This window comes from Natrinema versiforme JCM 10478 (assembly GCF_000337195.1).
Taxonomy (GTDB): Archaea; Halobacteriota; Halobacteria; order Halobacteriales; family Natrialbaceae; genus Natrinema; species Natrinema versiforme.
This window is the reverse complement of record NZ_AOID01000029.1, coordinates 33,553-46,308: the sequence shown is the minus strand read 5'-3', so window position 1 is coordinate 46,308 and position 12,756 is coordinate 33,553. Positions and strand designations below refer to the sequence as shown.

Annotated in this window: 9 protein-coding genes; 4 read left to right on the top strand and 5 right to left on the bottom strand. The window is 63.1% G+C overall.

Going from position 1 to position 12,756, the window contains the following annotated elements; genetic code table 11:
- Positions 1–56: 56 nt before the first annotated feature.
- The 3 genes from C489_RS09965 (at position 57) to C489_RS09955 (ending at position 4,721) form a co-directional block, all read left to right on the top strand.
- Complete coding sequence (locus C489_RS09965) at positions 57–1,403, top strand: anaerobic glycerol-3-phosphate dehydrogenase subunit C (protein ID WP_006431118.1); 1,347 nt, start codon at positions 57–59, stop codon at positions 1,401–1,403.
- Entirely contained in the window at positions 1,403–2,569 is a 1,167-nt protein-coding gene (locus tag C489_RS09960; protein WP_006431117.1) for a Cdc6/Cdc18 family protein, read from the top strand. The genes C489_RS09965 and C489_RS09960 overlap by 1 nt, the downstream gene beginning before the upstream one ends.
- A gap of 70 nt (positions 2,570–2,639) precedes the next feature.
- Positions 2,640–4,721: a hypothetical protein gene (locus C489_RS09955; RefSeq protein ID WP_006431116.1), complete on the top strand. Its 2,082-nt coding sequence runs from the start codon at positions 2,640–2,642 to the stop codon at positions 4,719–4,721.
- Positions 4,722–4,798: 77 nt separating this feature from the next.
- On the opposite strand, the gene C489_RS22875 is transcribed toward C489_RS09955, so the two are convergent.
- The 3 genes from C489_RS22875 to C489_RS09945 form a co-directional block, all read right to left on the bottom strand.
- On the bottom strand, positions 4,799–4,933 hold the full coding sequence (locus C489_RS22875) for a DUF7503 family protein (protein ID WP_006431115.1): 135 nt from the start codon (positions 4,931–4,933) through the stop codon (positions 4,799–4,801).
- Between the two features lie 137 nt (positions 4,934–5,070).
- On the bottom strand, positions 5,071–5,997 hold the full coding sequence (locus tag C489_RS09950; protein ID WP_006431114.1) for a DUF368 domain-containing protein: 927 nt from the start codon (positions 5,995–5,997) through the stop codon (positions 5,071–5,073).
- Positions 5,998–6,103: 106 nt separating this feature from the next.
- Entirely contained in the window at positions 6,104–9,031 is a 2,928-nt protein-coding gene (locus C489_RS09945) for an oligosaccharyl transferase, archaeosortase A system-associated (RefSeq protein WP_006431113.1), read from the bottom strand.
- A 172-nt stretch (positions 9,032–9,203) separates the two neighbouring features.
- On the opposite strand from C489_RS09945, the gene aglG reads away from it, so the two are divergent.
- Positions 9,204–10,163: a glucosyl-dolichyl phosphate glucuronosyltransferase gene (aglG, locus tag C489_RS09940; protein ID WP_006431112.1), complete on the top strand. Its 960-nt coding sequence runs from the start codon at positions 9,204–9,206 to the stop codon at positions 10,161–10,163.
- A gap of 15 nt (positions 10,164–10,178) precedes the next feature.
- Here aglG and C489_RS09935 read toward each other — a convergent pair whose 3' ends face one another.
- Together C489_RS09935 and C489_RS09930 are read right to left on the bottom strand one after the other, a co-directional pair.
- Positions 10,179–11,345, bottom strand: a complete 1,167-nt coding sequence (locus C489_RS09935) for a glycosyltransferase (RefSeq protein ID WP_006431111.1) — start codon at positions 11,343–11,345, stop codon at positions 10,179–10,181.
- Between the two features lie 75 nt (positions 11,346–11,420).
- On the bottom strand, positions 11,421–12,536 hold the full coding sequence (locus C489_RS09930; RefSeq protein ID WP_006431110.1) for a glycosyltransferase family 4 protein: 1,116 nt from the start codon (positions 12,534–12,536) through the stop codon (positions 11,421–11,423).
- Positions 12,537–12,756 lie beyond the last annotated feature (220 nt).

Sequence of the window (12,756 nt, the reverse complement as noted above, 5' to 3'; positions counted from 1 at the left end):
CGCTCGAGCGATGCGATCGACGGCGGACACGGCGGACAATCAATTCAGGTGATACGATGAGTGACGCAGAACGGCCGACCGACGGCGGGGTATCGGGAGACGACGACTTCGAGCCGATTCAGGTCTTTCCGGAGGCCGAGGAGATGGACCTCCGGCCGGGCGCGGACGACTGCTACAAGTGCTCGACGTGTGACACCAACTGTCCCGTCGCCGAGGTCGACGACGAGTTCCCCGGGCCGAAGTTCCAGGGGCCAGAGCAGTGGCGGCTCAAGCGACAGGAGGATCAGGACGTCGACGACTCGGTGATGAAGTGTTCGAACTGCATGCGCTGTGATAGCGCCTGTCCCTCCGACGTGCCGCTCTCACAGATGCACAACACCGCACGCGGCGAGTACGTCGAGGAGCAGATGGACAAATTCTCGCGGGAGTACGTCCGCAACCGAATCCTCGCGAACTACCGGCGGCTCGCCCCGCTGGGGTCGATGTTCCCCCGGACGACGAACTTCGTGATGGGGCTCTCGGCGACCCAGTGGCTCGGCGAGAAGGTCCTCGGGATCACGAGCGAGCGGGAACTCCCCGAGTTCGCGACGGAGACGTTCCGCGAGTGGTGGACGAAGCGAGGCGGGGCGCAGGTGACGAACCCGGACAAGCGCATCGCCTACTTCCACGGCTGCTATGCCAACTACAACACCCCCGAAGTCGCGAAGGCGCTCGTGCGTGTCTACGAGCACCTCGGCTACGAGATTATGGTCCCCGACCAGCACTGCTCGGGGACCCCGATGTTCGCAAACGGGATGCTCGAGGACGCGCGCCGCTCGGCCGAGACGAACGTGCGCGAACTCGCCGCCGCGCTCGAGGACGGCGCGGACATCGTCGCCTCCTGTAGTTCCTGTTCGATGTCGCTCCGGCAGGAATACCCCGAACTGTTCGACTTCGATGGGACCGACGACGTCGCCGAGAACACGTGGGACGCCGTCGAATACCTCCGGGTTCACGAGGACCTCGAAGCCGAGCTCGAGGGGACCTCGGTCGGCGACGAGTTCGACGACTTCGCCTACCACGCGCCGTGTCACGCCCGGAATCAGGGTTTGGACGGGCAGACGCTGGAGGTCTTAGCACCCATCGACGGCGTCGAGGCCCACGACGTCGGCGACTCCTGTTCCGGGATTTCCGGCACGTACGGCTGGAAGGCGGAGAATTACGAAACCTCCATGAAAATCGGGGAAGAAATGGTCGACCACATGGAAGACGCGGACGCCGAGACGGGGCTCACGGAGTGTCCGACCTGCTCGATGCAGATGGAACACGGCACTGGCTACGAGATCACACACACTCTCGAGGTGCTCGAGGCGGCGCTGGTCGGGACGGCGGAGTCGACCGCGACGGGGGCGAACGCACAGTAATGGACCTCCAGGAGCGCATCGCTCGCCGCCGATCGGCACGACAGGGCCAGCGCGTCGTCGTCGACCGCGACCAACTCAGCCCGGCCGTCCACCGACCGGAACCGGTCGGTCGCGGCCCCGTGTTAGAGCAGTTACTCGACGCGCTCGAGCCGGTCTTCGAGGGCGAGTTGCCGCCGCCGGTCGCGGTGGTCGGTCCGTCGGGGTCGGGCACGTCGGCCGTCGTCACCGCGCTATTCGACGCCTTGAACGACCAGTTCGGCGGCTCGAACCGGGCGATCGTCACGACGACGCGGGGCGGACACACCGATCCGGCCACGTGGTTCGTCACCGTCGACGGCCGGCAGGTCGAGAGCGCGTTTGCGTTCTACCGAGCCGTGCTCTCGGGGGTCTCGAGCGAACGGGTTCCCGAGAGCGGCGTCGGTACTGACGACCTACGCGAGCGCATCCGCGAGCGGCTCGCCCGGCCCGACCGGCGCGCGATCGTCGCGATCGACCACCACGACGAACCCGAGACGCTGGGCGTCGAGCGGGTCCGGGAACTGCTCGCGCCGGTCGCGGATAGCACCGCCACCGTCGCGGTCGGCCACCGGGAGCCCGAGAGCCACGAGGGGCCCGCGATCACCGTCCCGCCCTACCGCGATCACGAACTCGTCGACGTGGTGACCGACCGCGCCTCGACGGGCCTCGCGGCGGGCGCGCTCGATCACGATGCCATCCGCGACCTCGCGGTCTGGGCGGCCGGGAGCGCCCACGACGCGCTCGCGGCCCTGTTCGGTGCCGCCGTGCTCGCGAGCGAGGACGACGCCGAGCGGATCGAACCCCGTCACCTCGAGACGGCTCGAGCGGCCGTTCCGGACGACGGCGTCCACGTCGCTCGGCCGCTCGCCCTCTCGGAGACCCGCCAACAGGTGCTACTGGAACTCATCGAGATCGAATCAGCCGACCGACCGATCCGCGAGATCGCGACCGCGATCGCCGATCGGTCGTCGCTGACCGACGGCACGGTCAAGCGGTTCCTCTACGAACTCGCGGACCGCGGCGTCATCGACCGCGTGCCGTTGCCGACCGCCGAGAACGGCAGCGGTCGGCGGCCGAGTACGGTCGAGCCGCGGTTTCCGACGATCGCATTTCGGTCGCTAACTCCGACCAGGGGGCAGTCGCTATGAGCGGGCGAGGGCCGGCCCCCGGATGGACAATCTATTTTGTCGGTCCCCGCTAACGGGAGTGTAACCGGGCATGACGATCGAGTTCATTGAGACGGCAGACGGGACGGGCCTCGAGGTATACGACTCGATCGAACAACGCCGCCTTCACATCGGGACGCCGTCGCCGGTTTCGCCGGCCGTCCTCGAACCCGATCGATTCTGTTTTCCGATCGATACGAAGTGTGCGATCGAGACGGATGCGCTCGTCTTCGACCAGTTGTATTCGGTCACCGTCCACGACAGCGACGGGCAAACGGAAGCCAGCCTCGACGCCGGGGAGACGGTCCGGCTCGAGGAGCGACCCCAGTTCGTCGGGCTGAGCGGACCGATCAGACTGTACTGTCGGATCGACGCCGCCGGCACCATCGACATCGGGCTCACGTCGATCCGGATCGCGTTCGAGGAGGCCACCGACATCGAACTCGGCGCACGGTCGCCCCACGACCGACCCGCGGCGACGATCACGACGCCCACCGACATCGAATCGATGATGGAAGCCGTGTCGGCGCTTCCCTCGGCGCTGAAGACGAAATCGCCCGAGCGGACGTGGCCGACACTGCGCGGCCATCCACCGCTGATCGAACTGGGCGACCGGCTCCGGATTCCCGACGCCGTCGACCGACCGGACGACGATGACGAGGTCGTCCTCACCGTTCCGCCGGACCGCAGCGCCCTCTATCAGGCCGCGCCGCTCGGGTTCTTCCTCGGAGCGACGATTCGACCGGGATCGGATCCGACCCTCGAGACACCCCGGTTCGAACACTCGCTGGCGACCGAGCGTCCGTTCGAAGACGCGGTCGCCAGGCTGCTCAAGCGGTTTTTCTTCCTCGACTGTCTGACGCGGACGGAGGGAATCTACCGCTACGAACTCCACGAACGGCGGCTGCTCGAGGACGAACTGCCCTACGATCTCGCGGAGATCTACGAGGCCGACCTTCCGGAACGGCTCGATCGGTATCTCGACGTTCCCTACGAGCAACTCGCGTCACACATGCCCCGGTGGCCGCTGACGGCACACGTGCCAGCGGACCCCGATACCGTCGAGTTGTTGCCCTTTATCGTCAACGAACTCGGCGTCGTCCGCGACGTGCGCGGCGAACCGCCCGAAACGATCCCCGACTCCGGCGGCGCGGCGGGGCTGGTTCGCTCTGCGAGTCGGACCCGCGACTCGTCGCCGACGCCGCGGCCCGACCGGTCGTTCGTCGTCCCCGACATCACGGACGAATCCGTCGAGCACGCCTGGTTCGGCGACGACATCCCCCAGCAGGCCTCGAAAGCGACCCTCGAGGCGTACCGAAACCAACTCGAGCGCGATACCAGAAACGAATCGATCGAGATCCTGCTCGTCTGTAACGACGCGCGGATGATACGCGAACACGACGCGCTCGATAACGTCTACGGCAACCGAGAGGTCCTGCCGTTCGAAATCCACTCGGAGTTCGGTGTCACCACGGACCGCCTCGCCGACCTGCTGACCGAGGGCAGCTACGACTTCTTCCACTACATCGGTCACGCGACCGAGGACGGTATCCGCTGTCCCGACGGCGACCTCGACGTGCGCTCGCTCTCGTCGGTCGACCTGGGCGTCTTTTTCCTGAATGCCTGTCGCTCGTACGAACAGGGGGTGGCGCTCACCCGACGCGGCGCGTTCGGCGGCGTCAGCACGTATACCGACGTCGTCAACGACCGCGCCGTCGAGGCCGGCGAGACCATGGCGCGGTTGCTCAACAGGGGGTTTCCGCTTCGGGCCGCACTCGAAATCGCTCGGACGAACTCGTCGCTCAGGGACCAATATCTGATCGTCGGCGACGGCTCGGCGGATATCGCACAGTCCGACGGCGGTGCTCCCATGGTCGTGGACCTCGAGCATGGCGGCGACGGTCCGTTCGATTTCGCCGTCCAATCGTATTCGACCAAGGAATTCAAACTGGGAACGGCGACGGAATCGACGCTTCCGACGGTCGCGGACCGTCACTTGAGTCCCGGGCGAACGGCGTTCTCGAGGGTCGATAGAGACGCCGTTCAAGAGTATCTTACGTGGAACGAGGTTCCGATTCGAGTCGACAGCGAACTACAGTGGAACGATGGCATCGGCTCACCGATCTTCGATTGAGCGAGCGCGACAGATGAAGAACAAACCGTTAGCCTAGTTCGCTCCGTGGACGCCTTCTTGCGGAACTACCAACCTGATTACGGGCCGATTTGGGACGAACTGCCTGCCACAACCGATCCGGCCTGGCTGAGCAGGACGAACAGGGTGAACAGAGCGCCGATCATTCGTGGGTGCTGTGCGAGGTAGTCCTTCATGCGGTCTGATGCGGACATTACACACCATTGGTTGTCGCCACCGGAAATAAATTTATCTAATAGTTACATATAGGATGTCTTATAATCGAACGACGATGCGGACTGGCGCGACACTCTCGAGCGGCACCACGTTCTCGCCGTAATCGATCGAGTGGTTAGTATTCGATATCCGCTGTGTATCGATCGACGACCACCACGACGGCGGCACCGAGAGCGCCCGCGACGATGGCAGCCACAGGGCCTTTGACAGGCACCGCGCCGAGATTCGTCGTCACTTCGACGATCGGCAGCCGAAGCGCGCCGACCATCAAACTCACGAGAAACGCCAGCGTCGTCGCTCGATAGCGCTCGAGGGCGCGTCGCACGGCGTGTGCCATCGTAAACAGTCCAACGACCGCCCCGAGCGCGAAGAGCGCGACCACCGTCCCGGACTCGAGGACCGGAGCGAGTCCCTCGCCCCTGAACAGGCCGACCAGTCCGTCGACGAACGTGCTTACCGTTCCCGTAATGTACGCGTACTGGCCGAGTATTAGCAAGAAAAGCGACCCGGAGACGCCGGGGAGGATCATCGCACAGACGGCCACGGCACCCGCCAGCACGATCATTACCGGTCCGTGTGACACGCCAGCTTGTGTCAGACCCGTCACCGCAGCTGCGAGGGCGACCCCCGCAACCGAGACCGCGACCCGGCGGCCGGTCCAGCGGTCGATCTCGCCATAGAGCACGAGTGCCGATGCGGCGATCAGCCCGAAAAAGAAGCCGTAAGTCGGGACCGGATACTCGGTCACCGCGGTGTAGAGCACCTCCGACAGGACGACGACCGCCGTCCCGATCCCCAATCCGAGTGCCAGCAGAAACGTCGCGTCGATGCGCTCGAGTTCCGCGCGGAACGCCGCTCGTTCGGCCGGCTGGGAGATCCGTACCGCCGACCGGAACGCCCATGGATCGATCGCCGTGATCGCTCGGATCAACCGATCGTAGATGCCGAGGATCAGTGCGATCGTCGCTCCCGAGACGCCGGGGACCACGTCTGCCGACCCCATCGAGAACCCCTTGAGATAGACGACGAGAAACTCCCGCATTCCTCGAGACGTATTCCGGATCCCGTCAAAAGGGTTCCCACTTCGTCCGTCCGCAAACCGGTCGCGTGACTCGAGTGGCGACGAGTCAGTTCCGTGCGGTCGGCACTTAGTGTGTCGGCTCGGCCGCGGCCGGCGTAAGCGACGCGGTCGTTTCGTTGCCTGACGTACTGTCGTCGGTCGATCCGGAGTCGCCGGATGCGGTTTCACTTTCGTTGCCGGTCGACTCGTTGCCGCCGGTCTCGTTGCCCGCCGGTTCCTCGGACTCGACTTCCTCGAGGGAGACATCGTCGACCGTCTCACCGTTCACGACCGCCGTTTCGGGAACGTCCGTCTGTCCCCTGTACTGGACGGCCGGGAAGCCCTGTTCGCCGGGCGCGATGACGCTGACGTTGTAGTCGCCGGTTGCCTCGACGCTGCTATTCGTGTAGCCGTCCTCGACGCTGAGTTCGTCGTTCGTCGCGTACGGCACCGTCAGCTCGTAGCTCCCGTCGTCGGCCACGTCAGTTCGCTGGGTGTAGTTGAACGTTCGACTGGTACCGGTCTCGAGTTCGACCGAGGCCGCGACCGTCGCGTTGTCGATATCGTTCACGCTTCCCTCATCGACCGAGCCCGTGATCGTCGCGCCGTCGACGCGCTCGTAGGTCTTGACCCCGGCGGCCTGCTTCTGGTCGAAGATTTCGACGTCGTACTGCGAAGACTGCTGGACCCGCTGAAGTTGGGCCTGCGTCTGCTGATTCCAGGCTCGGTTGATCCCCACTTGGGGCTGTCCGTTCTCGTCGAGCAGGACTTGATCAGTCTGGGGATTGACGATCGCGTAACTGACGTACGCTGACGTTCGGATGTCGTTCTCGTGAACGAGGCGATAGTGATCCATCCCTGTGGCGTCATCGAAGTACAGCGACGACAGCATCGTGTCGTCGTACGGGACGTCGCTGAACGTGCTGGCGAGTTCGTCGCGCGAGATCTGTTGGCCCGCCTCGTAGTCTTCGGGGGTGACGTAATGGTTGTAGCTCGGCCCCGTCCACCGCGTGATCGCGCCGAACTTCCCGCCGGCCATCTGGTCGTCGATCATCACGTACCGCATCTCCTCGCCGGTCTCGTTGCCGTCGGCGAGCGTCCGGAGTTCATCGTTGGACTGCTCCGAGACGGATTCGCCCGCAGCGATCGCATCGAGGATCAGTTCTCCCCGTTGCTCGGACTCGGCGGTCAGGAACGCCGAGGACGACCGCGCGTTCTGCTGGAACGGATTCGAGTGTGGGATCCGCTCGCCTTGGGTCGTTATCAGGTGGCCGTAGTCCCACCACGACATGACGCCGTATGCGCCGTCTGGATACTCGTAATCACCGTCCCCGGGAGTGTACGTCCCGTAATAGTCGAGTTCGCCGGCGTTGTTCGCATCGCCGTAGTTCCCCGGCGCGGGCGTGTTGTCCTGTAGCCATTCGTTCGATCCCTCCCAAATGATCGCGCTGCCGCTCGGTTGAGCGCCTTCGGTACTCCCCCAAGCGGTCGCCGACGCCAGCGGCGGCAGTAGCGGTGCGAACAGCAGGAGGACGACCAGCACGACGACGATGACCTGATAGGTCTCGACCGATCGGAGCGACTCGAGGCTCCCCGTGAGATCGAGGTCGAAAAGCCCGACGAGTTCCGCGACGAACGCGGCGTTGACGACCGCGACCGCGAGCATGAGATAGTACGAGAAGCGGACCTGCGTCGCCGACATGCTGATCAGGAACAGCGACCAGACGATGACGAGCGTGTGCTCGGCGCGGAGCTTCCGGCCGAGTAGCGGCCGGATCGTGAGGAAGGCGAGTCCGGCGAGCATCGTGTAGAACGCGCTCCCGAACTCTCGGAAGACGCTATCGAAGTAGTTCTCCGGTGGCTGGGCCTCCTGAATGGTGAGGTCGGTGGTTGCCCCGCCAAATGGTAACATACGCCGCGTCGCGTTACCGATGATCGTATCGAACAGACTGGGGAGGGCGAGCCACATCACTACCAACACCGCGCCGATGAGGCCGCCGATCGCAAGGGGATAATACCGCCGCTCGAGGCCGCGGTTGTTCCACTGGCGAGCGAGCCACGCCATGAAGACACAGCCGACGGCCACGAGGAGGGCGGTAAGCGGCTGGAGGAGTCCGAAGCTCGTCGAACCTGTATTGCCGGGTTGCTCCATCAGTAGCACCGTCAGAATCGCGGTCACACCGAGGCTGACCGCTCCCACGAAAGCGACGTGGTCCGGCGAGACACCTCGCAGGTAGTCGAGACAGAGTTGAACGGTGAAGAAGACGCCGAGGATACCGATCAGCAGGACGGCCGACGGCCAGACCCAGATGTAAAGCGTGAGTGCAAGCCCGGCGAGTCCGCTGTAGAGGGCCGGCGATCGGAGCGTCTCCCAGTCCCTGTCGACGACTAGTTCGTAGATCGGCTTCTCGCGTTCGGCCACGGTGAGCGCGACCATCATCGAGAGGACCGCAATGGCCATGAACAGGACCTCACCGACGTGGTGGTCGAGTTGGCCGACCGTCGACCGCGAGAGGAACTGTCCCTTCGCGAGCGCGAGGACGAGCACGGAGACGATCCCGCCGAGCGTGCCGCCGAGTCGGCGACCGGCGTAGAAGACCGGAATCGCCACGAGTGCGGCCATGACCGGAATCGCGAGCAGCGAAACCGCGTACAGGGTCTCGGTCGACGGATCGCCGAGTCCGACGATCATCGCCGCGGTGACGATGAGCTGGTCGAACAGCGTGCCGAACTGGCCGACGTAATTTCCGGACGGGAACCCGGTCCAGACCTCGTAGGGCATCGTCTGCGGGTAGTTCTCGGCCGTCCAGCTGATCGTCCGCCACTGATACCACGAGTCGATACCCGCCAGCGCGGGCGTTCCGTCCTCGGTCACGAACTGGTCGTAGGCCTGGGTCCGCAACCAGACCATAAACAGCATCACGAGCCCGATAACGGGGAGGTGATACCAGTCTCGGACCGACTCGAGGAGGGAGGTTTCGGTCCCGTCCTCGACGTGTTCTGTGTCGGTACTCATTAGCTTGCACCAGACCCAAGCCAAGAATAAGTCTTGTTATATACTCGTCAGTGTTTGATATCCCGTCGTCGAACGGGGCCGATTCGGTGACTCTCAGCGTTCCGTGACCGTCGCGCCAGCGAACTCGTGTGAACGAAAAAGCTTATTCAGGCCTCACCGAAACCCGTTTCCGATGAAGGTCTCCGTCGTCATCTGTACCTACGCGATGGATCGCTACGACGTCTTTTCGGAGTGCGTCGAGAGCGTTCTCGCCCAGACGTACGACCCGCTCGAGGTCGTGATCGTCGTCGACGGCAACGAACCGGTCTTCGAACGCGTTCAAGAGGACTACGGTGGCCTCGACGATGTCGTCCTCCACTGTAATGACGAGAATCACGGGATTTCGTACAGTCGAACCCGCGGTGCCGAAATCGCGACCGGAGACGTCGTCGCGTTTATCGATGACGACGCCGTCGCCGAGGACGAGTGGGTGGCCGAACTGGCTCGCGTCTACGACGAAACGGATGCAATCGCGGTCGGAGGTCACGCAAAACCGGATTGGGTAACTGAGAAGCCCGATTTCTTCCCGGCGGAGTTCTACTGGCTCGTCGGCTGTGACGAGCGCGGCATGGGCGAGCACATGGAAGAACTACGGAACACGTACGGCTCGAACATCTCCTTCCGACGCGACGTGTTCCTGAGCGTCGGCGGCTACGACGAGAACACCGGTCGCAAAGGCGATCGCCATATCCAGGCCCACGAGGCCCCGGTCTGTATCCGGATGGCCAACAAGTACGGGAAAGGCGTTATCTACAACACTGACGCAGTGGTTAACCACAAACTGTTCGACTATCGCGGTGACTTCCAGTGGCTCGTCTTCCGGTCCTTTTGGCAGGGCTACTCGAAACGGATTATGGACCTGTTGCTGCCTGAAGCATCGGGGGACAAAAACGAGTACCTGGGGCAGCTCATGCTTAATTTCGTCCCGATGCGTCTGAAGGACATCGTTCGTGAGCCATCGGCTGCACAAGTCAAACAACTCGTGACGATATTCATCTTCACCGCAGCAGTCGGTTTCGGATATCTGCACGGACTGCTTGAGGTGGACCAAGCGGAACTGACCACCGAGCGCGATGCCCCGAGCGCCACGTAAGCTCCTGCGGCTAACTCATTCTCGGGACTCGTACTCTTCGTACCACGAGGGCGTGATATCGGCGCTCGAAACAGCTGTGGCAACCGCCTCTTGCATGCCTTCGCGGAACGCGTCCACGGAGAATCGGTCGGCGAAGGAAGCGATCTCCGACGCCGTCCAATCGACTCCGTCCGTCTCGAATCGCCGGACCGTCTCAGGTAGCGACAGTCCGGTCTCGCCCGCTCGAGTGTGACGATAACCGTTCTTCTCATCAACTATCTGAAACTGTGTCATGCCCTCCTCGACACCAAGCAGTGGCGTCCCCGCGGCCAGCGCCTCGACAGGCGCGATCCCGAAGTCCTCGTCGCGGCCGTTGAACACGAACGCCTTCGCGCCCGATAACAATCGTCGTTTCTCGGCTTCGTCGACGTACCCAAGGAACTCGACGTTGTCGTCAGCCAGCCGCTCGAGGCGCTCGCGCTCAGGACCGTCACCGGCGACGAGCAGTCGCTGCTCGAGTTCGTTAAACGCCCTGACGATCCCATCGACATCTTTGTGCCAGTCCAGCCGCGAGAGGGTCGCGTAGTACTCGTCCGTCTCTTCATCGGACGGATCGTACTCGTGGGTGTCGACGGGCGGATAGACGACGCTGATCTTCTCGCTCGGCACGCCCCAGTACCGCTCGAGACGGCGTTTGACGAGTTCGGAGTTGACGACGTAGCGATCCGGTCTGTGGGTGTTGTGATCGAACAGGACCCGGATGGCGTAGTATAGGAGCAGCCGGAGTCGAGGAAAGCCGCCGGATTCGACCTCGGTGATCTGGTCGGACTGTCTGCGGTTCGTGTGATGAACGTACGCGACCCAGGTCTGCTCGGTCGGCGCAACGTAAAACAACGGTTCGTTCCCGCTCGTGACGAGGACATCGTACTCCCGGAGCGGTTCGGCGATCTGCCAGCCCACGAGATGCGCGAACTGTCGCGCTAGACCGCCCCGCTCGAGGGCGCGGTTCAGCAGCCGCCCTTGGATGAGCTGTTCGGCCTCGATATCGGCCGGCTCGATCGACTCGTCACGCCAACCGACGTAGAACGGCGCATCCTCGAAGACACGGGCGAGTTCCCAGGCGAGACGGTCACCGCCGCCGTTGGCGTGTTCGCCCCAGTGGGCGACCGCCAGCCGTTGATCGACCGCTCCGAAATCAGTCATTACGTCTGCGTTATAAATCAGCGACCATATCCTTCACGGGTCTGTCGTCGGTGGCCGAGGAGCGTTCGCCTGGGGTCAGTCGTCGAGGACATTTTTGTAGGCCTCGTGAAATTTCGGCACAACGACATCAGGATGGTACTGCTCTTCGACGAGTTGCTGGTTCTCTCGACCAATTCGGTCGCGATTCGCGGCAGCATACTCAATACTCTCGCTCAGGCTCGCCGGATTACCGGGGGTGGCCAGCAATTCCGACTGCGGGACGGTTTCTGCGGGGCCACCGATATTCGTCGCGACGACTGGGAGTCCGGCCTGCATCGCCTCGAGGATCGTCCGACCGAACGGTTCCGGCCAGACGCCGGGGTGGACGAACACGTCCGCGTCCGTATATGCTTGGGTGACCTCCTCGTAGGGGACCGAACCGGTGAAGTCGATCCTATCGGCCGCGGCGCGATCCGCGAGATCGGGCCGTTTCGGGCCGTCACCGACGACCGTCAGTTCGAACCGTTCCGGGAGGTGCTCCATCGCGTCGACCAGATACCGAACGCCCTTTGAGTCCCGGAGGTAACCGACATACAGCAACTCCACTTCGTCCGTTCGTTCGTTCTCACTGTCGGGGGTCTCGAAGGACGGATCAAGCATGTTCGGAATTACCTCGTAGTCGGCGCTCTCGAGCCCGTGGCTCTGGTAGACGCGCTTGACGCTACTGCTGAGCGGCAGGAAGGTGTCGATATTTGCCATCTGGCTCAGAAGACGGGGGCGTTCGAGGCGTAACAGGGTCCGTTCGTATAATCGCCGCTTAGTCGAGGGGTTCACGTTTACCTCTCCCCAGTTGATGAGTGGATACGCGTTTAGCGTCGCGACTGCGGGGATTTCGAGGGTCGCAGAGAGTCGCCCGACGGCGGGATGTAGGTGCATGTTGTATGCGTGAAACACATCGCAGTCCGGTTCCACTGCCTTGAGTTTCCTATAGGCGATCTCGTTCGGAACGGTGTAGGGATACTGGGGAACATCATTAAGACGCCTGACGGGCACACCGTTGATACTCTCTGTCTGGTCACCGTCGAACGAGAACACATCGACCTGATCTACCCCTTCCCATTCGTGTAACTGCTCAGCGAGTAACTTGACGCTGATCTCACCGCCGCCCGCGTTCGTCGGCGGATATCGGGGCGTGATGATACTGATCTTCACTATGTCTGGCCTTTCACGGGACGTTCTTAGATGTTCCTGAAAAGTTCTCACACCACTCAGCGTACACTGACGGACCAGAACCACGTCTATGTCCGATTGACACAACCCAATTCAGCGATGATGCCAGCATCCGAACTAATTCCAATTCGGTGAACCGAAGCTCAAGATACTCAATGTCGAATCGACACGCCGACTACAGGACCTATTATGTCCTATTTAT

Coding starts and splice junctions, on each gene's coding strand:
- C489_RS09965 (WP_006431118.1), top strand. CDS start 57: ATGAGTGACGCAGAACGGCCGACCGACGGCGGGGTATCGGGAGACGAC.
- C489_RS09960 (WP_006431117.1), top strand. CDS start 1,403: ATGGACCTCCAGGAGCGCATCGCTCGCCGCCGATCGGCACGACAGGGC.
- C489_RS09955 (WP_006431116.1), top strand. CDS start 2,640: ATGACGATCGAGTTCATTGAGACGGCAGACGGGACGGGCCTCGAGGTA.
- C489_RS22875 (WP_006431115.1), bottom strand. CDS start 4,933: ATGTCCGCATCAGACCGCATGAAGGACTACCTCGCACAGCACCCACGA.
- C489_RS09950 (WP_006431114.1), bottom strand. CDS start 5,997: ATGCGGGAGTTTCTCGTCGTCTATCTCAAGGGGTTCTCGATGGGGTCG.
- C489_RS09945 (WP_006431113.1), bottom strand. CDS start 9,031: ATGAGTACCGACACAGAACACGTCGAGGACGGGACCGAAACCTCCCTC.
- aglG (WP_006431112.1), top strand. CDS start 9,204: ATGAAGGTCTCCGTCGTCATCTGTACCTACGCGATGGATCGCTACGAC.
- C489_RS09935 (WP_006431111.1), bottom strand. CDS start 11,345: ATGACTGATTTCGGAGCGGTCGATCAACGGCTGGCGGTCGCCCACTGG.